At 31.4% G+C, this 25,453-nt stretch carries 16 protein-coding genes; 5 read left to right on the forward strand and 11 right to left on the reverse strand.

Features of this window, described 5'->3' with window-relative positions:
* Nucleotides 1-1,188: 1,188 nt before the first annotated feature.
* From TERY_RS00515 to TERY_RS00555, 10 genes are all read right to left on the reverse strand, one after another.
* Nucleotides 1,189-2,775 (reverse strand): hypothetical protein, encoded by a 1,587-nt coding sequence (locus TERY_RS00515; protein WP_370496334.1) that lies wholly within the window; start codon nucleotides 2,773-2,775, stop codon nucleotides 1,189-1,191.
* A 269-nt stretch (nucleotides 2,776-3,044) separates the two neighbouring features.
* A complete protein-coding gene (gene urtE, locus TERY_RS00520; protein WP_011610019.1) occupies nucleotides 3,045-3,797 on the reverse strand; it encodes an urea ABC transporter ATP-binding subunit UrtE in 753 nt (250 codons plus the stop codon).
* Nucleotides 3,798-4,239: 442 nt separating this feature from the next.
* Nucleotides 4,240-5,013 carry an urea ABC transporter ATP-binding protein UrtD gene (urtD, locus tag TERY_RS00525; RefSeq protein ID WP_011610020.1) on the reverse strand — a complete coding sequence of 258 codons (774 nt, stop codon included), beginning with the start codon at nucleotides 5,011-5,013 and terminating at the stop codon, nucleotides 4,240-4,242.
* On the reverse strand, nucleotides 5,007-6,188 hold the full coding sequence (gene urtC / locus TERY_RS00530) for an urea ABC transporter permease subunit UrtC (protein ID WP_011610021.1): 1,182 nt from the start codon (nucleotides 6,186-6,188) through the stop codon (nucleotides 5,007-5,009). The genes urtD and urtC overlap by 7 nt, the downstream gene beginning before the upstream one ends.
* Nucleotides 6,189-6,832: 644 nt before the next feature.
* Nucleotides 6,833-7,993: an ABC transporter permease subunit gene (locus TERY_RS00535; protein ID WP_011610022.1), complete on the reverse strand. Its 1,161-nt coding sequence runs from the start codon at nucleotides 7,991-7,993 to the stop codon at nucleotides 6,833-6,835.
* A gap of 1,082 nt (nucleotides 7,994-9,075) precedes the next feature.
* On the reverse strand, nucleotides 9,076-10,347 hold the full coding sequence (gene urtA / locus TERY_RS00540) for an urea ABC transporter substrate-binding protein (RefSeq protein ID WP_011610023.1): 1,272 nt from the start codon (nucleotides 10,345-10,347) through the stop codon (nucleotides 9,076-9,078).
* 349 nt (nucleotides 10,348-10,696) lie between these two features.
* A complete protein-coding gene (locus tag TERY_RS35840) occupies nucleotides 10,697-10,804 on the reverse strand; it encodes a hypothetical protein (protein ID WP_370497356.1) in 108 nt (35 codons plus the stop codon).
* A gap of 293 nt (nucleotides 10,805-11,097) precedes the next feature.
* A complete protein-coding gene (locus TERY_RS35845) occupies nucleotides 11,098-11,382 on the reverse strand; it encodes a hypothetical protein (protein WP_011610024.1) in 285 nt (94 codons plus the stop codon).
* 773 nt (nucleotides 11,383-12,155) lie between these two features.
* Entirely contained in the window at nucleotides 12,156-16,247 is a 4,092-nt protein-coding gene (gene cobN / locus TERY_RS26830) for a cobaltochelatase subunit CobN (protein ID WP_011610025.1), read from the reverse strand.
* 843 nt (nucleotides 16,248-17,090) lie between these two features.
* Entirely contained in the window at nucleotides 17,091-18,278 is a 1,188-nt protein-coding gene (locus TERY_RS00555) for a family 10 glycosylhydrolase (RefSeq protein WP_011610026.1), read from the reverse strand.
* Nucleotides 18,279-18,847: 569 nt separating this feature from the next.
* On the opposite strand from TERY_RS00555, the gene TERY_RS00560 reads away from it, so the two are divergent.
* The 4 genes from TERY_RS00560 to TERY_RS00570 all read left to right on the forward strand — a co-directional run bounded on the left by TERY_RS00560 (nucleotide 18,848) and on the right by TERY_RS00570 (nucleotide 22,030).
* The gene (locus TERY_RS00560; protein ID WP_011610027.1) at nucleotides 18,848-19,975 is read left to right on the forward strand and encodes a GmrSD restriction endonuclease domain-containing protein; all 1,128 of its coding nucleotides are present in this window, start codon (nucleotides 18,848-18,850) and stop codon (nucleotides 19,973-19,975) included.
* Nucleotides 19,968-20,258: an AAA family ATPase gene (locus TERY_RS35850; RefSeq protein WP_011610028.1), complete on the forward strand. Its 291-nt coding sequence runs from the start codon at nucleotides 19,968-19,970 to the stop codon at nucleotides 20,256-20,258. The genes TERY_RS00560 and TERY_RS35850 overlap by 8 nt, the downstream gene beginning before the upstream one ends.
* Before the next feature lie 141 nt (nucleotides 20,259-20,399).
* Entirely contained in the window at nucleotides 20,400-21,074 is a 675-nt protein-coding gene (locus TERY_RS35855; protein ID WP_011610029.1) for a DUF3696 domain-containing protein, read from the forward strand.
* Nucleotides 21,075-21,091: 17 nt separating this feature from the next.
* Nucleotides 21,092-22,030, forward strand: a complete 939-nt coding sequence (locus tag TERY_RS00570) for a hypothetical protein (protein WP_011610030.1) — start codon at nucleotides 21,092-21,094, stop codon at nucleotides 22,028-22,030.
* A 493-nt stretch (nucleotides 22,031-22,523) separates the two neighbouring features.
* On the opposite strand, the gene TERY_RS00575 is transcribed toward TERY_RS00570, so the two are convergent.
* A complete protein-coding gene (locus TERY_RS00575) occupies nucleotides 22,524-23,639 on the reverse strand; it encodes a YhjD/YihY/BrkB family envelope integrity protein (protein ID WP_011610031.1) in 1,116 nt (371 codons plus the stop codon).
* Nucleotides 23,640-24,818: 1,179 nt separating this feature from the next.
* On the opposite strand from TERY_RS00575, the gene TERY_RS00580 reads away from it, so the two are divergent.
* Entirely contained in the window at nucleotides 24,819-25,439 is a 621-nt protein-coding gene (locus TERY_RS00580; protein WP_011610032.1) for a hypothetical protein, read from the forward strand.
* Nucleotides 25,440-25,453 lie beyond the last annotated feature (14 nt).

A 25,453-nucleotide genomic window follows, 5' to 3' on the forward strand; every position in this document is an offset into this window, starting at 1 on the left:
AATATGTTTAGTCATAACTGAACCATAACTACTGTCTTTAGTTGGTGTTTAATAGCTAGCCCTACCTATCTAAACATGAAGCACTCTTACATATAGTGTAGACTTAATTTAATATGCATGGGAAAGTCTTGATAATAATTGTTTAAATATTCTTTTTGGATAAAAATAGCTTAGGTTTTATGATCTTCTACTCTTGATTTATTAGGCTTATAGAATAAGTATTGAATAGACTAGTGTGATTAATTTACTTTTCATAAACTTAATTTAAATACTCCATTGTCTCTATTTTTCCCACTATTATTTGATTTTTACCTTTTTTTACGTTGGCAATTTAAAACGGGGCAAATAAATATTATGGTAGTAATTAATGATTATAAACTAGTATAAACACTGAGGCAATTAGCAGTTTTCGCAGTATAAAGCCTGATAAACATTTGGGTAAACTTCGATGATATAACCCGATTTTAAGGTTAAGTAAGGTATGGTAAAAATTACCATCACAGCTAAAAATATTAGTTTTATTGGTTGACTGGGGAGGCTATTTGCGATTAATTCGTGTATGAGTAATTCAACTTTTTTCTTTACCTAAAAGCTAAACTTTATAACCGATAAAATAAAATGTAATTCTAACGAGGGTAGTACTAAGTCTTATTATTGGATAATAACTTATACTAATGGGATAACTAGCACCAGAAAATAAACGAAAAGCAAAGGTACTAAAGTTGGTTGCAATGATGGTAAAAAATAGAACTATGGAAGGATTTTTTCTATATGCTAGAAAGTATAGTCGTTTTAATTAAGATTGAGATAAAAATTGAGTATAATAAAATCAAGTAAACTAGAAACTATTTTCAATCAGGCTTTACAGTTTAGACTTCAGACAAAAAGTAAGAATTTTTATTTTGGTGGAAAATAGTGGTAAAATTAGATAATTTTCTTATATATTTGGGGTAGGAATACCATTATTATATAGATGGTTTTTTCGCCTAAAATTGGAAACAATTAAGGTACAATGCCGTTCAATAAAATTAGATTAAAAAGCATTGGAAAAAGATGTAAAAGAAAATTTAAAAGCTAAATTAGCATATACATAATTTGAAGTTCATCTAACTGCTATTCAGGCTGAGTTTGGGACGATATATACAATTTTAGGTTTGATATATAGACTAACGGTGAGTTATGATTTATTCAACGTGGCCAAGCAATTTCAGCACTGACAGCAAGATAACGAGCTACAGCACCAGCACCATAACGGTTTAAATGACTGGGATCAAAGAAGTATTCATTTTTGGCTAGTTGAGGCTGATATAAATTAAAGTTCAGAAACCTAAAGCCATTTTCTCTCGCTTTACGTTGCATCCACGAATCAAATTCTTTTTCAGCGGACCAACGTACAGAGTCTAAATAACTATCAGATAGAGGTAAGTTAACAAATACTAAAGGAATATTTCGAGATTTAGTAAAGTTAACAAGGGAATTTAAAGCTGCTCCTTGAGTACCTCCAAGATAAAAACTGGCATAGTCACCATCGTAAAGACCTGCTACATAAGGTCGTTGTCGATAATAATAGGAAGGATTAAATTGTCTATCTATTGCCAGAAAACCATTAGCGTTAATGGCATTAGCAGCATTGGCGATCGCTACTGTTTGTACAGGTAGAGTATAGTTTTGGGTATAAGAGGTTGAGTTTGAGGAATTTTCCCTAATAGGCCTTTCCAAAAATACTGATTTGGGAACGGGAGTATAAAGGTTTGAAAACCTGTTATGGGGAACTTCAATGGGTTCATAGAAATATTTTATATAATTACCTAATTTAATATGGCTATCCTTAACCTCTATTGTCTCCCCTACCGATGTATCCCAAGGAAAATTGGTACTGGGTGAAAATACGTTATAGGGTTGAGGAAACTGATAACAGGTAGAAGCAAAATTAGATTGAGCTTGAGGTAACTCGGGACGAATGCCAGAAAGCAATAGTCTTCTACCCTCAGAAGCAATAATTGAATTATAAGTTCGATCCACTCGCCCACTATTAAAAGCTCGTACTCCATCAGCCCAGATAATTAATTTTGGCAGTTGGTTAGTGCTTAAAAGTTGTCGGAGTTGAAAGTCAACTACTTGAGCTGTAGCCCCATTAATACCAAAATTAAATATATTTAACCGAGGATAACCTTTAGCCATTAAATATTGTTGTAGTTGTTGGGGGGCGACCCCATGTAAAGCACGGGAACTCCCAACAATTAAAACATCTGGTACACCGATAGTGGCAATGTAAGATAAATAAAGTTTTAACTGGATATCAAGAATATTACTATTGAAAGAAACAGGGTTAAATTTAGAGGGAGCAGAAGCCGCTTGTTGTTGAGAATAAGCTAGGTTTCTCATATACTCAGCAACTTTTTTCTCAGCAAAAACACGTCTAGGGTTTTCTGGGGGCACTGCTTGCATCCAAGCTACTGCTTGCACCCACTCTTGTGCTACTCTATCCCATTGTTGTTTGGTTCTTGCATATTGAGCTAAGTTTGCGGCTTTTGTAGCAAACCTAATTGCTTGACTAAAAGGGTCAATGGAAGCACATTGTTGACTAGAATTAGAGTTTTGAGAAACGAGAAAAGTTTGGGAGTTATTTTCTGTGTGTGAAGTTAAATGACAATTATTAATTAAGATCGGGTTTTTCTCTAAGGTGGGAGATATTTTGTTTTTAAACTGTTGAGTCGACATACATCCAACAGTTAGGGTGAGCAAAGTTATGGTTACTGTAAAACGTTGAAGCAAATTAATTAGAATTCCATCTACTACTGTTAGTTTTATTTTCTATCTTAGAGTTTTTGGGTGTGGGAAAATTAAATAATGCTCAAAAACTTACTATATAAAATTTTCAGAATTTCAGGTTCGGAAAAACGCTATCAATATTGACTTAATTTAGGTTTGAGCTATCTTTTTAGCTTAATTCCCAACAACTCTATTTTTTTTCCACATAAGTTTAGGAGTGGCATGATATAAATTGATTAAATTAATTCTAGTCACCTAAATTCCTTTACAAACTAAACTGCTAAAAATCTTTGGATCACCTCTTGAGTTAGTTCCGTGGTATTTCCTGATGCAACAATTCCTCCCTTCTGCATTGCATAGTATCGGTTTGCTTTCCGTACAAAATGGAGATGTTGTTCTACCAAGAGAACAGAAATATTTCTACTTTCAATAATATTTCTGAGTGCAGTTTCTATCTCTAAAATAATAGAGGGTTGAATACCTTCAGTTGGTTCATCTAACAAAAGTAAGTTTGGTTTACCCATCAATGCACGAGCGATCGCTAGTTGTTGTTGTTGACCTCCACTCAAGTTTCCTCCCATTCTAAATAACATTGTTTTCAGAGTAGGAAACAATTCAAATATTTCTTCAGGTATTTCATCCTTTCTTTTTCTACCTTTTTTTCTAGCTTCTAAACCTAACAATAAATTTTCTTTTACTGTCAATCTGGGTATAATTTCTCTACCTTGGGGTACATAACCAATACCTAAACGAGCCCGTTGGTCCGTTGTCAGTTTAGCAATACCTTTACCCCATAATTTAATTGTTCCTTTCCGTGGTTTTATTAATCCCATTAATGTTTTTAATAATGTTGTTTTACCCACTCCATTTCTACCAATTAAACATACCATTTCCCCCTGTTTTACACTTAAATCAACATGACGCAGAATATGACTTTCTCCATAAAATACATTTAAATCGGATATTTGTAGGGCGAAATAATTCAGCTGATTTTTCTCAGTTTTATTCTGGATATCAACATTCATTTTTTTTATTTTTTTAATTTCTTATTTTAGTCTATAATAAAGTGCTACAAAATTTAACCCTAACTCTTGGCCACCTAAATTATAATACCGTTTCACAGAAGTTATGTATTAAGATTTTATAAACTCAAAAGGCATCAAAATATGATCGTGATTTCAGAGTAATTAGTCGTCGGGAGCCCACATCTCAAGTTGACTCAAATTGTGGCTTTAAAGGAGGAAAATTAGATTTATCAATTCATCAATGGGAATGTCCTCATTATGGTACCAAATACGACCACTGCAGAAAATACAACAATAAATTATTAGTCACGGCCGGGCAGTCACCAGACAAAAAACGGACAAACCAGGCTAGGGTAGCCCATTCCCATCCCCTCGTTGGGAGGGTAGCAACAGAGGTGGGTCCAGCAGCGAATGAAGCCTTAAACCCCCTAAAAGCTTAGGCTCAGTAGGACTCTCTGTGACTAATAGCCGGAGAGGATGTCAGCCCTAAATAAACTTCTATAACCCTGGGATCATTTTGTACCTCATCCATAGTTCCCTCACAAAGTACAGAGCCTTGATGTAAAACAGTTACTTTTTCGGCTATTTGACGCACAAATTCCATATCATGTTCAATCACAATAATTGAATGACTAGAAGCCAAATTTAACAAAATAGAACCAATATTTTCTGTTTCTTCATCAGTCAAACCAGCAACAGGTTCATCTATTAATAATAGGTCAGGAGATTGAGCAACTAACATACCTATTTCTAAACGTTGTTTTTCACCATGAGATAAAAAAGCAGCCTTAATATTTGCTCTTCCAATTAAACCTATTGTTTCCAATAAACCAGCTACACTTCTAATTTCTGCTGCCGGAATTTTACGAAATAAAGTAGCAATTACTCCTTTATGACGATTAATAACTAAATCTAAGTTTTCTCTAACAGTTAAATTCAGATATACTCTGGGTGTTTGAAACTTACGCCCAATTCCCATACAAGCTCTTTTATATTCTGGAATTTTAATTAAATTTTTACCTCTAAATAATACTTTTCCTGTTGTTGGTTTAACTTGACCAGTAATCACATCTAAAAAAGTAGTTTTTCCGGCTCCATTCGGACCAATAATAAATCGTAATTCACCAGTATCCATGGTAAAATTTAGTTTATTCAGAGCCTTAAAATTATCAAAAATAACAGTTAAATTTTGAATTTCTAAAATTTTTTCTACCACTTCTTTTTTACCTCATCTGAACCTAATTGTTGTTTTTCTACTTCTTCCCTTTCTACCTGAACTTCTGGATTTTTATCTATATTAGGGTAGGTCATAATTGACTGAGAGTAACCAAGAAGCGATCGCAACTTTAACCAACCATATTCTTGCCACCAACCAACAATTCCATTAGGTAATATTGTCACAACTAATAAAAATAATACTCCTTGAAAAAATAACCATATTTCCGGAAATTTTTCACTTAAAAAAGTACGCCCAAAATTAACTAATAATGTGGCAATAATTGCACCAACTAAAGTTCCTCTACCTCCCACAGCTACCCAAATAACCATTTCAATTGAAAAAGCTACTTCCATATAACTAGGGGTAACAATACCACTTTGAACTGTATATAATGCTCCAGAAATTCCGGCAATAGCACCGGAAATAGCAAATACTAAAACTTTAAATTGGGTGGGATTATATCCAGAAAATCTTACCCTAGTTTCATCATCTCTAATAGCAATTAATAGGCGACCAAACCTACCACTGGTTAGCCAACGACAAATCAAATAAATAATAATAACACTAATAATTGTCACTTCATAAAATATTAATTGTGCTTGTTCTGATCCTGCTAAAATACCGAAAAATTTTTCTATATCTGTTTTTAAACCGTTTGTACCATTAATTAGTTTTTGTTGACCGTTGAAGAAGTTAAAAAATACTAGTAAAGCTGCTTGAGTAATAATAGAAAAGTAAACTCCTTTAATCCGATTTTTAAATACTAGATAACCGAGAATTGCCGCAGTGACAGCCGGAATAATTATAATTGCTAAAATTGTTAGAGGAAATGAGTGAAAAGGCTGCCAAAATATAGGAAGTTTTTCTACACCATAAAGAGTAAAAAATTCTGGTAATTCTCCTTCTGGTAATTGTAGTTTTAGGTGCATTGCTAAAGCATAACCTCCTAGTGCAAAAAATATGCCATGACCTAAACTTAATAAACCAGTATAACCCCATATTAAATCTATACCTAAAGCTACAATTGTTAGAGAGAGAAAACGCCCTAATAATTTTAGTCTAAATCCTGATAAAGCTAATGGCATTATGATAGCAAAGATTACAGCTATCACTACTATTATGCCAGTTTGAGTTAATAATTTTCTATGTTGACTTTTAAGCTTTAAAATCATATTTTTGATTAACAATTTGTGGTTGTTATATTTAGCAATTATATCGGAAAAGTGAGAACTATGGGCAGCACTTATGGAGGATACAGAAGGCAAAAAAAACAGGATTTGGAGCTTTTTTGTAAGAAAGCTGATGATTTTATATTTAGGATTTAGGATTGCTATATATATAGCAGAAACTTGCTTATAGATTGTCACAATTCCATAAGTAGAAATAAATTTATCAGCTCTTGCCCATTGACTATTTTCTGTTCTCTATTGTTAAAAATATGGTAATATTTTAGAGGAAAATAAAATAGGATTACTATAGTGTTTTCTTACTTATTTAGGTTCAGTTATTTTTCTGAAGTTTTATTTTTACACAATAGGAATTATACCAAATCTGTTTTCAACAGAACCAATATTTATCAAGGTAAGGTACTTATGAGTCAGGCAGGGGACAGAAGGGTTAGAACGGAATAAAAAAACGTGGTTTTGATAATCTGATTTGCTATTACTAATCTGTAAAAAAATTGCATGGAATATATCTGCTCAAAAAGACGAATTTTGTACTCAAATTTAGATATAATAATTACTATGGATATAAATTTTTGTAGAAAAACTTTCCTAGTTTAGTAGGTACTTTTAATTCAATATTTACCCAAAAACTATAATTCTACTCCTCGACCTTTTTGCGGGAATAAACCTGCTGGTTTAAGTTGTAAAAAAACAATAATTAAAACAAATACTATTACTTTTGCCATAGAAGTAGTTGCAAAAAAATTAAATAAGTCAGTCAAAAATTTGAAACTGTCCGTATTTCCCAAAATTAAAGCTATAGCTCCTGAACCAATCAAATAATTAATAATACCAATTCCCATAGCAGCAATGACAGTACCAAATAAATTACCTACTCCACCAACTACTACTACCATAAAAGCATCTACTATATAATTCTGTCCCGTATTTGGACCAACTGAACCTAATAATGTAATTGCACAACCAGCAATTCCGGCTAATCCTGAACCTAAAAAGAATGTAATACTATCAACCTGATTTGTTGGGATACCTAGACAAGCACTCATGCTTCTATTCTGAGTAACAGCTTTAATTCTTAAACCCCAATTTGATTGGTTCAAAAATAAGTAAATTCCTAGCAAACTTATAGCAGTTAAGATAATAATAAATACGCGAGAGTAAGGTAATTGAAAATCACCAATAGGTAATCCGCCTTGTAACCAAATAGGAGCAGTAACATCAATATTTCTAGAACTAAACCAAGGTTTTACTAATTTAGGATTTGTTAATAAAAATCCGCAAGTAATAGAAATTCCTAAAGACAAGAAAAAAATAATTGCTCTTGCTAAATTTTTAATTTTATCCCAATCAGACCGACGTTTTTTAAGAAAGTAAAGATTCCCAAAATATAAAATACAAAAAATTGTTATACCAATAATTAAAACTCCATTTACACTCCGTACAAATTGACGCAAAATCAGACTAACTCCCCAAGTTGCTAGTAGAGTTTCTGAAGGTCTACCATAGAGAAAACGTATTACGCTTTTTTCTAAAATTAAACCAGCGATCCCTACAACTATAAATGCAATAGGAATAGTCAAAAAAATATAAATATTAGCAATAGGTTTACCTATACTATTACAAATATTTTGAACTACAAAAGTCGTATAAGCACCTAACATTATTAATTCACCATGGGCTAAGTTAATTACTCCCATTAGTCCAAAAATAATGGCTAATCCTAGAGCGACTATTAACAAAACTGAACCAATACTAATACCGTTAAATATAGCTATTAATAATTCTTGCATTACAATTAGGGGTGAGTTTTTAGGAAATAGGGAAAATGGTCACAAGGAAAGGACAACAGATACCTTATAAGACCTTCAGCAATAGGGAAAATTGGAAAACTAAATATTTATGCTCTCCTGGCTATTTTATGAATACCAAATAAGGAATTAAATTACATCAAGTATTACAGCAATTGTTAAGATAGTGAGGTTAAATTTTATCTCCATCTTTTTACCTATTTCCTATTTCCTAAAACCGTAAATAGTTGTACCTCATTGGATTAAAAACTGCTGTAAATCTACAGAGTCAGACCATATTTTCAATAAACTAGGGAAAGTTATAAATAAACCTAGTCCTATTATGCTTATTGACAATTGATTTTATATATATAGCAATTCTAAATTCTGCATAGAAAATGATAAGCCTTCTGAAAAGAATAGCTCCAAATCTTAGTTCCTGCTACCTTCAAGCCATCCATTGATTTTACTCTTCAGATAGGATTTAAATAGGTTTTAATATTTGATTTAACGCTGTTTAGTTTCCAAAGCTAAGTGAAAACGGGACTTGGAAACTAAACCTCTAAAGTTTTATTATCACATTTTATTATTGATTATTATATAGTGTTCATTAAACTCAATAAACACTTCTATTAACTCCAAATAGGTTGTGACAACTCAAGAACTAGAAATCAAATTTGAAACTATTATTAATTACCTATTGACTCTAAACTATTATCTCAAAAAGCAGTAAAATTTTACACACAAATAAAATAAAAATAGGATGGCTATATATATATAATTAAATGCATTTAACCTGCTGTAAATATTAATAATTACTAATTATTATGGAGTTTCCTAAGTGAAATTTATGAGAAATATTAATATCAGGATTCAGCTATCAGCTTTTAGCCTTAAACTAGATTATAATTACTAAGTATTGTATTTAAAAAAAAATTATTCTTCCTCTATTTAAGATAATTTATAAAATAAATAGAAGCAACTTAATTAATATAATTTTTCTACAACAAATCCTTACTTAATTCATCAAAATTTTGAGAGCTAATTACTAAAAATTAAATGCTTAATTGTTAACTATTAACTGTTTAAGTTTTAAATTTACCGCCTTTGTTAGGGTCACTCCAATCACAACTAAATCCCTTAGTTGCTGGCACAAATTGATTCCAGGGTACAGGTGCAATGGGTTTTTTAGTAGACCAAACTATATTAAATAAACCATCATCACGAACTTGACCTATTCTTACAGTCTTAGAAATATGATGATTAACATTCATCGTAACCAAACCTTCAGGAGCATCAAAAGTTTGTCCGATAGCCGCTATTCTTACTGCTTCCAAATTATCAGCTGTACCAGCCTTCTCTACTGCTTGCTTCCAAAGATAAACCATAATATAAGCAGCTTCCATCGGGTCATTTGTAACTCGGTCTGTACCATATTTTGCTTTAAAACTTTCCACCCATTTTTTATTAGTTTCTGTCTCAACAGTTTGGAAATAATTCCAAGCAGCATAATGACCTACAAGAAAATCTTTACCAATTTGTCTAACTTCTTCCTCAGCAATACTCACCGACATAACAGGGTATTTTTCAGGAGTAATACCAGTGCTTTTTAACTGCTTAAAAAATGCCACATTACTATCGCCATTAAGACTATTAAAAATTACTCCACCATTAGGTAAAGCTTGTTTAATTTTAGTAATAATTGGAGTAACTTCTGTATTTCCTAAAGGTAAATAATCTTCACCAATAGTCGTACCTCCTTTAGCCTTTAACTGCTCTTTAATAATTGTATTTGCAGTACGAGGAAAAACATAATCAGAACCAACTAAGAAAAATTCTTTTCCCTTATTTTCTAATAACCAATTTACAGCAGGTTCAATTTGTTGGTTAGGAGCAGCACCTGTATAAAAAATATTTTTGGAGCATTCTTGACCCTCATATTGGACGGGATACCAAAGCATATGATTCTTAGATTCAAAAACAGGCAAAACTGACTTCCGGGAAGCAGAAGTCCAACAACCAAAAACAGTAACTACCTGGTCTTGATCGATAAGTTTATTTGCCTTTTCTGCAAAAGTTGGCCAGTCAGAAGCACCATCTTCGACAATTGCTTCTATTTGCTTACCTAATACACCACCAGCAGCATTTATTTCTTCAATTGCTAATTTTTCAGCTTCAACTACTGTAGTTTCGCTAATTGCCATTGTGCCACTGAGAGAATGGAGAATACCTACTTTAATTTTGTCATCTTTAGTTGTGGTATTATTATTATTACTACAAGATTTGAGAAAAATACTGGTACCTAGAGCAGCCGAACTATAAATTAAGAATTTCCTACGTTTTAATCCTTTATTCATAAAAATAGAACTCTACTATGATGAATTACAAACTTAACTGTACTATAATTAATGACAAATTAAACTTGATTATCAATAATTATGCAATACCACTATATATGGTGTGTTTTACTGATTAATTCCTATTATTTAAACTACAATTAGTTCCTTGGCGTAAATGATGTGAATAGTATAGTTTCGTAGTTCATATATGATGGAAAATAATAATTAATTTGTCTATATTTATCTACTGTTAATACTACTAAAATTTTCAATTAAAAAAAAGATTAAGAACTGAAAAACATTAATTTCTCCAAGTAGCTCTCAATCTTAATTTGATATATCGAAAACTGAATAATATCCCCTTCTCCTAATTTTTAACCAAATAATGAAGTTGTTTTTTTTGTAACTTTGATTTTTTTTTCAAAGCATAATATATAGCCCTTAGTCTGACTCCAAATTTGTTAGCTTTATCTATTAATCTCTATTTCTAAACCTTCTCTAAAATATATTTAGAAGGCTTTCCCATTTAATTTTCAATTTTGGTAAAACTATCGACATTTTCTAAATAATCAATTGCTCTTTTATTTAAGTCTAAACTGCAAGAAATTTGAGAATATTAAAGTTGAAAATTATGGTGTTTCTCAGAAGCTAACCCAGCTTGTAGATTTTTGAGAACTTCTGCCATATCTCTAGCTAAAAGCGCTGAAACTGCTAGCCATAATCAAAGAAATATAAGGCTTTGAATTATGTTATTATCCAAAGATAAGCTCATTTTTTATCCCGTAAGTTAATATTTGCTGTACTAGCTGCTCTTTCGGCCACAAGTTCGGGTGGCCCTTCAATATATCCATCATTACTCAAGCAGGACTGCCCTCCACACTGACTATCTATGAGTAAGACTGCATCTGCTTGGGGTTCATTGTCAAGGTCGAGTGGCACCGTAGGATTATCTTCCAATCTTACACTAGAAGTCACTACTTTATAATTACCCAACCAAATTATTAAATTAGCATGAGTTTCGGCATGAGGTTCAAATCTTAATGGTGAGGCCATATAAACTTTTCCTTCAATAAGTTGGGCTTTTTTAGCTGTGGCATTACATTGTAACGTCGCTCAAATTCTAAGGAGGTAAGGCTATCTCCATTTGCTAGGGGGGGGAATAGAAATTATCTTTTTTTCTCTAGGTAAAATTGTTGTCATTTTTGCCTCTTAGTAATTATTACTAGTATTAGTTTAACTTGGATTTAAGAGTTTTTTTAATTATGCACAAAAACTCAATAATAATTATTTTTATCAATCATTTTATTAGTATACTTATCATTTATTTTCCTATTATTTAATCTTAGAAACAATTAATTTACAATTAATATCTTAGACATTAGACTGATTAGGTGTAAATTATTATCCTCTTAATGCGCATAAAAATTTAAGTATAAATTCTTCTAAAAATTAGGTTATATTTTCGGGATATTCTCCTTATTTAACTTAGATTAAAGCAAGATATTTTGATAACTTTAATTTTCTTAATCTCGGAATTATTGGTTAAACCATAGTAAAAGTTTTCAGATGAGATTCACTTTGCTTATAAAGTTATTTTACGTTTTGCCATTTATCATTTAGGTGCTATTCAACTTTTTTTATATCCTTTAACTTAGTTTGAATTTTTTGCTCTAGATCTCGTTTAATTTCTGTATTATTAATATCATCATATCTGATATAGTTATATTTTTTTTAAATTCTTTATAAAAAATATAATAATATAATAAATTCCTCTGGCGAAAGTTTTTTTGTTTGAATTGATAATGATTAACTAAGAGTTATTTACATCAAATATTAGCCTCAATTATGCCTTCTGCTTCTAAAGCAATAGCCCTCAATTTATCCAAAGTTTTTTGATTAGCTAACTGCCATAAACCTCGTTGATTTGCCTCTAATAATCTTTCTGCCATATCACGCAATGCCCAAGGATTTTTTGCCTGAATAAATGATTGTACATTTTCATCAAAAATATAAGCTTCAGCTACTCCTTGATACATAAAATCTTCTACACATTTTGCCGTCGCATCATAAGCAAATAAATAATCTATTGTAGCTGCCATTTCAAAAGCTCCTTTATAACCATGACGCATAACTCCAGCTATCCATTTAGGATTAACAACTCGCGAACGATAAACCCTAGCAATTTCTTCTTTTAATTGCCTAACTTTAGGATTTTCTGGCAGAGAATTATCTCCAAAATAAGTATGAGGATTTTTACCAGTTAAAGCACGAACTGCAACAGTCATTCCCCCTTGGAATTGATAATAATCATCCGAGTCTAATAAATCATGTTCCCTATTGTCTTGATTATGCAAAACTATCTGCATTTGCTGGAGACGTTGGGAAAATACTTCGGGAGAATTTATAACTCTTTTTTCGGGATTATAACTATTATTAATTCCCGTATAAGCATAGCTGCTCCAATTAATATAAGCTCTAGCTAAATCTTGGTCATCTTGCCAATTTTGAGATTCAATTAAACCTTGTAAACCAGCACCATAAGCTCCTGGTTTAGAGCCGAATATTCTATATTGAGAACGTGCTTTTGCCTGAACTTCAGTTAACCCTAAATCTTGCCAATATTTAACTTCTTTTTTGACTTGACTAGCTAAAGGATTTTCGGTTTCAGGTTCATCTAAATTAGCTACAGCAATAACAGCTTGGTCGAATAAATCGATAATATTAGGAAAAGCATCTCTAAAGAAACCAGAAATTCTTAAAGTTACATCTACACGGGGTCTTCCTAATATTGAAATTGGCAAAATTTCAAAGTCAATAACTCTGCGAGAAGGTCTATCCCAGACTGGTTTTACTCCTAATAAAGAAAGTGCTTCAGCAATATCATCTCCACCAGTTCGCATCGTCGAAGTTCCCCATATTGATAACCCTAAACTTTGAGGATATTCCCCATTTTCTTGAGTGTATCTTTCAACTAAATTTTCTGCTGCTAATTGCCCTATTCTCCAAGCAGTTTCTGTAGGAATAGCACGAATATCTACAGAGTAGAAATTCCGACCTGTCGGCAAAACATCTGGTCTACCTCTTGTGGGAGCGCCGGAGGAACCACTAGGGATATATTTACCATCTAATCCTATTAATAAGTTGACTATTTCTTGATTAGTTTTTTGCAGAGAAGGTAGGAGTTTTTGGCGAATCCATTCTAATTCTTTATTTGTCTGTTGTAAGGGAGAATTAATCAGATTTTTTTCAATTAAATTTCCCACTAAATTAGCTGCTTTTTCTTCCAATAACTCAACAGCATCACCCACAGTACGACAAGATTTTTCATCTATAACTAAGCTCTGATTAATAATTGTAGCAAAATCGTCAGTGAGAGGGTCAAAGTCTAAATTTAAATCTTCAGCTAAAGCACGAGTTAAACCTAAACGTGTGGTACTAGGATGACGAGCAATGGCTATGATTAAATCTCGCAGTTGTTGACCTTGAGGAGATTGACCAAATATATGTAAACCATCACGAATTTGTGCTTCTTTTAATTCACAAAGATAACCATCTATATTAGTCAGTAATTTTGCAAATATAGCATTTTCATCATTTCCAAATTTATCTCCTATTTTTAGAGATAATGAAGATGTCAATAAATCTTCTTTTGAACTAGATAAGTCGGAAATTACACTTTCTTTTCCTCTAACAAATTTATCCTTATTTTGCTCGAAAGGAGGAATAGAATTATAATTTACGTTTTCTACTTCTGTGGAAAATTTATCCCTATTTGCCTGAGAATTTGAAAGGAAGTCTGAGTCTTTTTGTAAAAAGGATAAATCTTTATCTAAACCTTCTTTTTCTATGAGATTAATTATCCTTTCTCCAATCACAGATAACCGAGATGGGTCTAAATTTTGCGCCTCATAATATTCATCAATTAAAGTTTCTAACTGTTGTAAAGATCCATAAATTTCAGCACGAGTCATAGGTGGAGTTAGATGGTCAATAATTACAGCTTGAGACCTACGTTTAGCTTGAGAACCTTCTCCAGGGTCATTAACAATAAATGGATAAAAATGTGGCAAAGCACCGAGTGCTATTTCTGGAAAACATTCTTGAGATAAACCGACACTTTTACCTGGCAACCATTCTAAATTTCCATGTTTTCCCACATGAATAATTGCATCTATTTTAAATTTTTCTCTTAACCAATAATAAAAAGCTAAATAATTAGGAGTTGGTTCTAAATCTGGAGCATGATAATTTAAACTAGGGTCAATATCATAACCACGGGAAGGTTGAATACCGACAAAAATATTTCCTAGTTGAAGTCCTGGAATGGGAAAATTATTTATTTCTTTTACTTCCCTATCTTTCTGAAATTCTGAAAAACAACTAGATATAGATTTGATAAAAGATAGAGGAATAACTCTAGAATTAATCTGTACATCTGTGCTCAAGTTCGTGTCATTCTTATTTCCCCATCTATGAATAATTTTTTCTCGTATCACTTCCGGCAAACTAGCAAAATATGTTTCAAATTCTGCCAACGATAAAGACTGGAAAACCGGACGTAAATCACGACTTTCCCAATCATTTGTTACTCCAGAAGTCAGACGTTTAATTAACTCATCCCCTGTTGTCGGAATACTTTCCAAATAATAACCAGTTTCTTGTAAAGCTTGAAGAATTTCTACACAACTGGCAGGAGTATCTAACCCCACTCCATTAGCAAGACGACCATCACGGTTAGGATAATTTGCTAATATTAATGCGATGCGACGTTGAGACGCTGGAGTTTGTCGTAACTTAATCCAATTAGCAGCTAATTCTGACACAAACTCAATCCTATCTTCAAGCGGAAAATAACTAATTACATCTGTTTCTAAAGCGGAATTCCAAGTTTGAATTGCTTTAAAAGAAACTGCACGACTAATAATATTTCCATCTACTTCTGGTAGTGCAATATTCATTGCCACATCCCGTGGTGAAAGACCTTGAAATTGACTATCCCACTGCTCAAAGTTACCACCACTAAAAATTACTTGTAAAACTGGTATATCTAAATTTTTTCCCTGCCTTAATAAATGATGATTAGTATATATTTCTCTCTCTAAACCTCGATCATTTACAACAGAGACAGCAAAACTGGTTGTGTTTAACAATAATTGAATTGCTTCAGTATTTTTAGGTTGAAAATATTCCAATATTTCTCTTTGTACTTCTACATCTCTAGGAGAAGAAATAAATACCGGAACAGGATCTAAATTTTTTTCTATTAAAGCTTTACAAAGAGCATCTATAGGAGCAATATTTCCAGATAAATAATGAGCCCGATAAAATAATATTCCGACTTTTGCTTTTGTGCTTTTTTCTTCTTTTTTCCTAGGATAAATTCCGACTCGTGGTACTGATATAGGTGAGACAAAATCATAATTCTTTTCCAGACAAATATTAGCGACAAGTTTGAGACCATTAACAAAATTATCTACCCCACCTTCTATTAAATATTGCCAGAATTGATTAACTAGAGAAATTGAAACATTAGAATGACTAATTAAATCTGGATCTTGGCGGTCATCTCCAGGAACAACTATTAGTTTTGCCCGTTCTTTTTCTATCACTTCTAGCAATACTTCTAAGCCATAAGACCAATAGGAACGCCCCCCTAAAAGTCGAACAATAATTACTTTTGCCTTGGATAAAATTTCATCAGCATAAGTATCAATAGTTAACTGTTGTTGTAAGTGAAGTAAATTAGCAACTCGCAGTTGCGGAAAATCAAAAGGTAATTTATTAACTGCTGCTGCTAATGTTTGAATATCTGTATCTGCAGCAGTTAAAAATATTATTGGTGCGGGAGTTTGTTTGATAAAAATTACTCCTTCTGCTTGAGGGTTCCAACCACCAGGGATAGCTGCTATTCGGTGCATATATTTATATTCTTTAAAAGACCTAATAATTCTACCATATTCTTTTTTTTCTTATCTATTAATACTTAGGCTCAACTATAAGCTTTTGAACTCCCGGATTTTTTTACTATCCCTGTATCTTAAATATAATAGTAATTAAATTAATTTTGAAATTAGAGATAAAAATAATATAAATAAACTTGATAATTTGGAGAATATTATTCATAGTCTTATCAATGTTTGTGGTAGTTTTCAGTGGTGTGAGTAATTATCTATTGACTAAATCTCAACTATCTCAAATTTAATCAATAATAATGGAAGTTTAGGAAAGTCGTCGTCTAATATCTTTAATAGGTAAATTTATAGAAAAAACCTTAGAGTAAAAATTATGGGTCTTAAATAGTAGGAGATAGTAATTATTATTTCCTAGATGTGTGGGATTTATAAATATAAAAATTCTATGCTAAAGAAAGTGTAATTCTACTTGCTTCAAAGGGAATAATTTTTGCAAGTTGTGCCAAATATACTAGAAAAAAAGTGTAACTCAAATGAGAATAGGTACATCTTATTCTAAAGTTACTTCAGTAAAATCTTTCTGAGGTAAACATAATATAATTTCATCATTTTTTTTATGAAAGTCTAGTTATTTACCTAAGAGATAAAAATTTACTAGCTCCAGTATTTTTCCTCACCAAAGTCTGCAAAATTTGTACCTTTTACCTTCTAGTATTTATTCAGTCTAATATTAGCCAAAAAATACAAAAGTTAGAGTAGCTATTTCTAATTTATGGAGTGACGCTTTGTCCTAAAATTAAATAGTCTTGGTATTGACTTGAGAGGAAAAAATTTACTTTATTCCTTCTTTTAACCAGATATATATGGTCTATAAGTTTTATGTTTAAACATTTCCTCAAAACTTTTATTTCTGATATTTTCTGACTCCTTTCCCCATTTCCATAAACTTTCATAGAAAAAGAATGATACTCCCGCAAAATTTCTTTTCCGCACAACTTCTACCTGTTCTTCAATTGTCTTTATCGGAGTAGAATTATCTTTTAAACCAGTCAAAATTCCAATAGCAAAAGGGATATGATTTTTTGCTAATTTTACCTCTGTTTGTTCCAACTCATTCATAAAACGTTTAATATCTGGACGATAAACCTGTAAAACAATTTCATCAATCCATTTTTCCCTTTCCCAAGTAAACCAATCTTGCAAATAAGCAGATAAAGCAAAGTGTAAAGGATTTGGAGATACAGAAATAATATAGTCCGGTTTTATCGCTTTTATTTCTTTAGAAACCCGCTCCATAAAATTATTAATTTTATTTGCTCTCCAACGAACCCAAAAAGTTTCTTTATAATCATCAGAAGGCAATAAACCAGGAAATTCTTTTTCATATAATTTTACTGTAAAATCATCATAACCAAATTCAGAAGGTAAGCCAAAATGATCATCAAATTGTATTCCATCTATATCATATTTAGTCACAATTTCTATGACTAAATCTAAAATAAATTGTTGCACTTCTGGATGAAAAGGATTAAGCCAAACTCTAGGATATTTTCCTTCCATTTTTATAGTAGTTCCATCCCTACGTTTAGTCAGCCAATTAGGATGTAATCTTGCTAATTCTGAATCTGCAGGTGCCATAAAACCAAATTCAAACCAAGGAATAATTGTTAAACCTTTTTCGTGTCCTTCACTAATAATTTCTTGTAAAACATCTCGTCCTTGTAAACCAGTTTCAGGATCTAATGATTTGCCAAATACTTGTTGAGCTACTTGACTAGGATAGAGAGTATAACCACCTTGCCAAATAGTGGGATAAAGTGTGTTGAAGTTGAGATTTGCTAAACGATTAATTGCTGTTTTTGTCTCTGAACTAGAAAATAAAACCTCGCTGTCAATGTTGGTTATCCAAACACCACGAATTTCTGTTTTTTGTGCAGATTTACTAATTTGATTAGATGCTAATACAAATGTGATTGTGGTGAAAATTGCCATTAGTGTTAAGGTAATGATTCGGTAAATTGATTTGGATTTAGACATGAAATTTTTAGGGGGATTAAATTTTTTATAGTTGAGCTTTTGCTCAGATTCAGGTATTGATAATTAATCTAAATATCAATAGGATCATTTATTCAATTTCTGACATATTCTCAAAATATTATAATAGAAATAAGTATTAGGAGGATAATTGGAGAAATTAGTTGGTATTTAGGCATAAAATTTTTATAGGGATTAATTTTTTTTAGGTGAGCGATCGCTTATATTCAGACATTAATAATTAATCTCTGCATAAATAGTACAAATTAAAGGTTAGTTTTAAGTAAATATTTAGCTATTAGCTCGATCTATTTTCCTTAGTAATGCTGCACAAAATATGTATAAAATTAATAAATAAAGAAGTTTGGTTTATCATCTTTTTCCTTTCGTAATTTTAATTATCATTAGTGGGTAATTTTTCCTTATAGCTGATAGTTAATGGCTGACAAATTAATACTTACAGTATTAATACCATACTTCTTGATAGTAGTTGTCAGTTTTAAGTAAAAGTTATCAATCTTATTTAATCTCAGATGGTATAATCAAAGTACAAAAAAGAGGGGGTAAAATATATGGTAAATAAAGAAAATTCAGACAAATATCAAGAGGAAGAAAATGATGAAGAGGAAGAATATGAAAAGGATGACTTAATTTACGAGCCGGAGGAAATTAATATTATTACTAGAGAACCTACAATTGAACAGTTGGTGAGAAGAATAGATGAAAAAGTTCTTGATTTAGCTCCAGATTTTCAGCGTCATTCTGATATATGGAAAGATGACGTTAAAAGTAGATTAATTGAATCTATTATTATTAGGATTCCTTTACCAGCTTTTTATATTGATGGTACTAATGAAGACAACTGGTTAGTAGTAGATGGATTGCAAAGACTTTCAGCTTTAAAGCAGTTTATGATTAAAAGTAATAATAATTTACGGTTAACAGGTTTAGAATATCTTGGGGAAGAACTTAATAATAAAAGCTATGAAGAATTACCTCGTAAATATCAACGTCGTATTCAAGAAACTCAAGTTACTGTCTATCTAATTGCGGCAGGTACACCACCTAAAGTTAAGTATAATATTTTTAAACGTATTAATACAGGAGGAGAACGTTTAACTCCTCAAGAAATACGCCATGCTCTTAATCCTGGGAAAGTCCTCAAATTATTATTTTACCTTGCTAAATCTCCAGAATTTACTAATATTATTAAGCTTGGTGAATCACGACTCAAACGTATGGATGATAGAGAATTTGTATTAGGTGCTTTAGCAGTTATGCTTACATCTAATTCTTATGAAAATTATACAAAAGATGGCAGAGAAGAATTTTTAGATAATGCGATGAAAAAAATTAATGGTTTATCTGATTCGGAAATTAAAACACTTGAAAATAAATTTAGAAATACTATGATTATTTGCCAAGAAATATTTGGCAACGAAGCTTTCCGCAAGCCAAAAAAACAAAGAAAAAATCCAGTTAATAAAGCATTATGTGAAACTTGGTCATTTCATATTAGTCAGCTTAATTCTCAACAGATTCAGAAACTTAAAAATCGGAAGCCAGAATTATTAGATAAATTTGCCAAATATATAGATGATGACAAAGAATTTTTGATGTCGATATCTCAAGCTCAAGATAAGATAGAATATCGTTTTAAAACTATTAAAAAAATTATCGAGGAAGTTCTAAATGATTAGTTTATTACGTCTAAAAAATTTTAAACCTTTTTCTAATCAATCTCTATCATTTAGACCGTTAACTTTACTTTCTGGTCTGAATAGCACTGGTAAATTTTCTACTTTACAAGCATTACTATTAATGTGTCAATCTTATCAACAAGGTCTCTTTGAAAATCAAGGTTTATCTCTAAATGGTGAATTAATTCCTATAGGTACTGCTCAAGATGTACTATTTGAAGGAGCAAAAGACGATTTTATTAGCTTTGAAATTGTCTGGCAAAATGGCGTTCGAGGAGTTTAGAATTTCTCTTATGACCGAGAAAAAGATGTTCTAAATCTTAACTCGCCATCTGTTGCTTTTAATATTTATAAATCCAGTCTTTTTAATAAAAAAATTCACTATCTGCAAGCTGAATGTTTAGGTCCTCACTTATTTTTATAAATGTCATATTTCCAATTTCAACAACTAGAAAATTTAGCCACTAAAGGAGAATACACAGCCCATTTTTTATCTGTAAATGAAAGTAAAACTATACCAAATCGTAGCTTAGGACATTCACAAGCAAAATCCCTAGTTTTAAGAGATCAAGTTGAAGCTTGGATGGGAGAAATTAGCCCTGGTACACACTTACAAATAAATGTTAAACAAGATATAGATTTAATCAGTCTTCAATATTATTATGGAGATAGTAACCCTTATCGTTCTACTAATGTTGGATTTGGAATTAGTTACACTTTACCAATTATTGTAGCTATTCTTTCATCCCCACCAGAAACTTTAATTATAATAGAAAATCCTGAGGCACATCTTCATCCGAAAGGTCAAGCAAAAATGGGAGAATTATTAGCTCTTGCTGCTAGTTGTGGAATGCAAATTGTAGTTGAAACTCACAGCGACCATGTTTTAAATGGAATTAGATTAATAGTTTATAGAGAAAAAGTTGACCCTAAAAAAGTTCAATTACACTATTTTGACAGCCAAAAACGAGGAAGAGAATTTATCACTGAAGTTATATCCCCACAGATAGATCGAAACGGACGGATCGATAAATGGCCAGAAGGTTTTTTTGATGAGTGGGATAATAGTTTAGAAGCTCTTTTGGAACCCAGGGAATAATAAATATAGATTTAGAAATGGCGCTTAATGAACTTTCTCTACAGACTCCTATTGCTGATATTTCCACAGCGCAAAAATTAATGTCAGAGTTAATTCAAACTTTACGCCAAGTAAAAAGCCTAGGTATAAGACTGATACTTCGGACTCACAGTAATATTAACAATATAGAACTTGTTTGTGATTATCCTATAGCAAGTTTGCGTAACGACAAAATAGTAGATTTAGAGGAGCGTAGATTTTTCCGTAGTCTAACTCTAAAAGCTCCTTTTTGTGAGGATGTTGTCCCAGAAATTAAAAATAAATTTGATGTGTCTGAAGTTCGGCATCAAGGAACATTAGTAGAGGGTCTTCATTTTGCTTTAATTAGTGATTATCTTGCGGTTAGTTTATTATCTGAACCCAAATGGGATACAGATTTTTTGGATATTCAGGTAACAGAATTAGACGAAAATATAGAGTTAATTGACCAGTCCGAAAAAATTGTTCATGCTAGTCGCAGTCGCCATGTAAAACAACATACCGAATGGATTAAAAACCACATCGAAAATAAATTATTTGCCGGGCAAGTTGATGGAGAAGTCTTATGGGAAAGAAGACAAGAATTTTTTCCGAATTTAATCTTCTGTGAACAAGTAGAACAACAGTTACAACAACTAAAGAGTGGCGACTTAATTTTGCAACAAATAAAGAAACGGTTATTAGACTTAGAAAAATACTGTAAACTTTGGAAAAATGGAGCTTTTAATCCCAATATTTTACCAAGCAAAACAACTCCAGAAAGTGACTCAAGAATTCAAAAGTTTAGACAAGAACTAACTATTAAATGTCCGGATACTAAAGAAAGTCTTTTTAGTTGGCATCTACGGATGACTCCTGGTGCTTGGCGACTTTATTTTTCTGAAGAGTTAGGACCAGGAAAAATAATCATTGGCTATATAGGTACTAAGTTACTTTAGCTAAAATAGTGACAATATTTTTGAGAATAAAGTGCATATTGTTTTTTTTAAATCAGATATAAATCTATATTCAGGTTTTTTATGATTCTAAGAAAAAAGCCCTGAGCGCGAATACTTTATATCCTACTTTTGCTACTATTTAATGCTTTTCTCCTTCTTTACTATTTTAAGAGTGCCCTTAAAGCTATTCCCTTTTTAATAGCGCGAGTTTTTCACATCCCGAATAAAAACACTATATATTCATATTAACTAAAATTAATGAGCAAAAATTACAACTTTCTCATTACCCAATTTTCCTATGTTTTTGGTATTCTCAGCATTTTAACTTTATTAGTATGGATCCTAAGAGGGTGGAAAGTCCTCTCATTTTTACCAGGAGGAGTGCTTTTATTTCTAATTTTTATATCCATAGTAACTGGCGTCATTAGTCTATTACAAAGACCACGGTAACTACAACTTTTTTCAAATATTTACTTATACTATTTTTTACTCTTTATAATTCTCGGTCTCTTGCCATTACTTCTCCTACTGTTACATTTAATTGTGATCCAATTAACACTACAAATGAACTAATATATAACCATAACAACAAAATAATAAAAGTACCAATAGCTCCATAAATTCGGTTATAATTACCAAAATAAAAAACATATAAACGAAACAAATTAGAAGCTGCTGCCCACATTAATGCTGCAATAATTGCACCAGGAATTATAGGTGTACCTTTCCTTCTATAACTCGGGCCAAAACGATAAACAAAAGCAAAAGCTATTGATACTATTCCTAAAGTAATCGGCCATCTTAATTGATTCCAAGTCTCTAATAATCGCAACTTTAAAACACAATTATTAATAGGTTTTTGAAATAAACAACTAGCAACCTGATCAGAAGGGCAGTTAGGTAAAATTTCTAGTAAGCAACTTTGTCGGGAAATCATGTATACAATTAAGTCACTAACTAATACTAATCCAGAGGCAATAATTAATAGTATTAGAGTACCAATAGTCAGTCCTAAAGAAACTAACTTTGCTTTCCAAAAAGGTCTTTTTTTATCAAGAGGAACTTGATGAATTTCATCAAGTGCTGCCATTGCAGAACTAAGTACACTAGAAAATAGCCAGATCGATAAAATAAAACTGAAAGAAAATATTTTTTTGTTGGGAGACCTCTGAATTTCATAGACAGCACTGCTAATTAAATCTTGCACTTGATTTGGCACTATATCTATTAGTAAACTTCCCATTTGAAAAAGGATTGAACTCAAAGATTCAAAGACTCCAATTGCCGCAATTATTGTTAATAATGCAGGAAATAAAGCTAGCATAGCACTATAGGCCATCTCAGCAGATAAACCTGATAATCTCTTTTTAGCAACACAATTAAAGACTTCCTTAATAGTCGTGAAATTCAGATGGAGAATAAAATCAAAAAAGTGGGTTATTCCTCTTAGTATATATTTAATGATAGCATTCAATATTGCCAATAAAAACCTATATTTATTTTGAGCAATTAGAGTTAATAAATATAAAAAATGTCGCCTATTTGTGCGCTTTAAAAATTCCCGCAATGTTACACAATTAAAGTTACGTAGAAAATTTATAAATCTCATTGCTTTTACATAAAAAATATCATAAAAATTATGGGTATTTGAGAATAAATGAGTGAGTAACTACAACTTAAAAGTAAAAATTAATTATAGTAAGCATTTATATATTCGGTGCAGAATAGTTTGCAATTCAGCTTTTGAACATATTCAAGGAATTATCAAAAGTTAGCTTATCACCAATTTCATTTCCTAGTTGATACTGTAGAAACATAACTTTTAATTCTCCTTGAAGACTAATTACTTCTGCCTAGATAATGAGTAATAACTGATAACTATTTGAGTTTAGTTATCTGTAAAATAGTAAAGTAGATTCAAAATGGTGATAAATATTTGATAAATTGTTTACCAATTATTTTTGAGATTTTTTTTTATCTTTATCTATGCTTACCTGTTTAACTGATAGCTGATAGCTGAATGCTTACAAATTATAAATTGATCAATCTCGAAATATTGACCAAAGTAAATTATTGATTTTTTTCAGTTGAATACTTATTATTAATATAGTAGGGTACTAGCAGTAGTAGGGAATAAATTGGAATATATCTAGCCCTTTATCCTTGATTTTATTTTCATAACTACTTGAGATGAAATATTTATCCTGGGTTATTCCTCTAGGTGTAATAAATTTTGTTTTCTACCTATAGTGGTTTTCACTTTATGACTACAAAACTTCTCCCCTCTGCTTTATAGCTTCTGCCTTGAAAACAAAAAATGTGTGTATTTCTTGAATCATGAAAACTGCTATAAGTAATGATATTAACTTGGAGCTTGACTTATGCAAAGCAAGCCCAGAAATCTAGTTTTTTTATTTTGGGTTATGAATGTTAAAAACAATGATTTTTTTGTAGAAATAGAATATAAGCGTAGGTGAGTTCTATTTATATAGTGCTAAATATATTTAAGTAACGAAAATATAAAATAGGGAGTAAGGATGAATTATAAGTCTTTTTTATAAACTAGAATTATTATAAAATATTAAATTAATTGTAATCCAAAATTAGCCATAATAAAGGGTATCAAAAATATTACCTACTATCTATTCCCTATTCCTTCTTGTCTACTACCTAATCACAACCTCTTTGCCACTAACAAATTAATTCAAAATTAGTTTAAAATTGTAGTGGTAACCTGACTTGAAAGTATCACTCAATTAAATGGACACCTTAGAATCTCAAATCTGATATGACTCAGGATATAACCCCATGGTTAAATGAAATTAAAGCTCTTCAAGAAAAAATAGTTGAGCTACAAACAAAAGTAAATGTAACTCAAGATACTGTTTCTAAGTGGCTTAAGCTATATAATATTGAGGCTAAACAACGAAGAAATGAAGCTCAACAGAGTCAAGAAACTATTGATAACTTAAAAACCAAACTTCAGAAACTACAAAAAGGTTTTTCTTTTGCTAAAGACAATAGAGATGAAGTTATGACAACTATTGAAGAGCAAATTGAAGATTTACAAACCTTGGATCAATTTAAGGCCAAAATTATTGAGGTGAGTCAAGAACGCGATCGCTATCTTGAAAAACTCCAGGAATTAACCAAATGTCTTCAGCAAGAGCAAACCAGTCATGGAAATACTCGTAGAAGTTTAACAAATGCCTTAGCAGATGCAGTAGATCTTTTGGCCAAAGCTAAAGCAGCTAAACAGCAAAAATCAGAAACTACTCCTAATATTCAGCTAAAAACAGAAATTAATCATCAAAATCAAACATCTGTCCAATTGCAGGAACGCTTTTATCCTGATATTTCCCAGTTATTAAACAACGAAGAACCATCCCCCCGCTTACCTGAATATTAAGTGATTAGCCTTGC

The organism is Trichodesmium erythraeum IMS101 (genome assembly GCF_000014265.1).
Lineage (GTDB): Bacteria > Cyanobacteriota > Cyanobacteriia > Cyanobacteriales > Microcoleaceae > Trichodesmium > Trichodesmium erythraeum.

Coding starts and splice junctions, on each gene's coding strand:
- urtE (WP_011610019.1), bottom strand. CDS start 3,797: ATGAATGTTGATATCCAGAATAAAACTGAGAAAAATCAGCTGAATTAT.
- urtC (WP_011610021.1), bottom strand. CDS start 6,188: ATGATTTTAAAGCTTAAAAGTCAACATAGAAAATTATTAACTCAAACT.
- TERY_RS00535 (WP_011610022.1), bottom strand. CDS start 7,993: ATGCAAGAATTATTAATAGCTATATTTAACGGTATTAGTATTGGTTCA.
- urtA (WP_011610023.1), bottom strand. CDS start 10,347: ATGAATAAAGGATTAAAACGTAGGAAATTCTTAATTTATAGTTCGGCT.
- TERY_RS35845 (WP_011610024.1), bottom strand. CDS start 11,382: ATGGCCTCACCATTAAGATTTGAACCTCATGCCGAAACTCATGCTAAT.
- cobN (WP_011610025.1), bottom strand. CDS start 16,247: ATGCACCGAATAGCAGCTATCCCTGGTGGTTGGAACCCTCAAGCAGAA.
- TERY_RS00555 (WP_011610026.1), bottom strand. CDS start 18,278: ATGTCTAAATCCAAATCAATTTACCGAATCATTACCTTAACACTAATG.
- TERY_RS00560 (WP_011610027.1), top strand. CDS start 18,848: ATGGTAAATAAAGAAAATTCAGACAAATATCAAGAGGAAGAAAATGAT.
- TERY_RS35850 (WP_011610028.1), top strand. CDS start 19,968: ATGATTAGTTTATTACGTCTAAAAAATTTTAAACCTTTTTCTAATCAA.
- TERY_RS35855 (WP_011610029.1), top strand. CDS start 20,400: ATGTCATATTTCCAATTTCAACAACTAGAAAATTTAGCCACTAAAGGA.
- TERY_RS00570 (WP_011610030.1), top strand. CDS start 21,092: ATGGCGCTTAATGAACTTTCTCTACAGACTCCTATTGCTGATATTTCC.
- TERY_RS00575 (WP_011610031.1), bottom strand. CDS start 23,639: ATGAGATTTATAAATTTTCTACGTAACTTTAATTGTGTAACATTGCGG.
- TERY_RS00580 (WP_011610032.1), top strand. CDS start 24,819: ATGACTCAGGATATAACCCCATGGTTAAATGAAATTAAAGCTCTTCAA.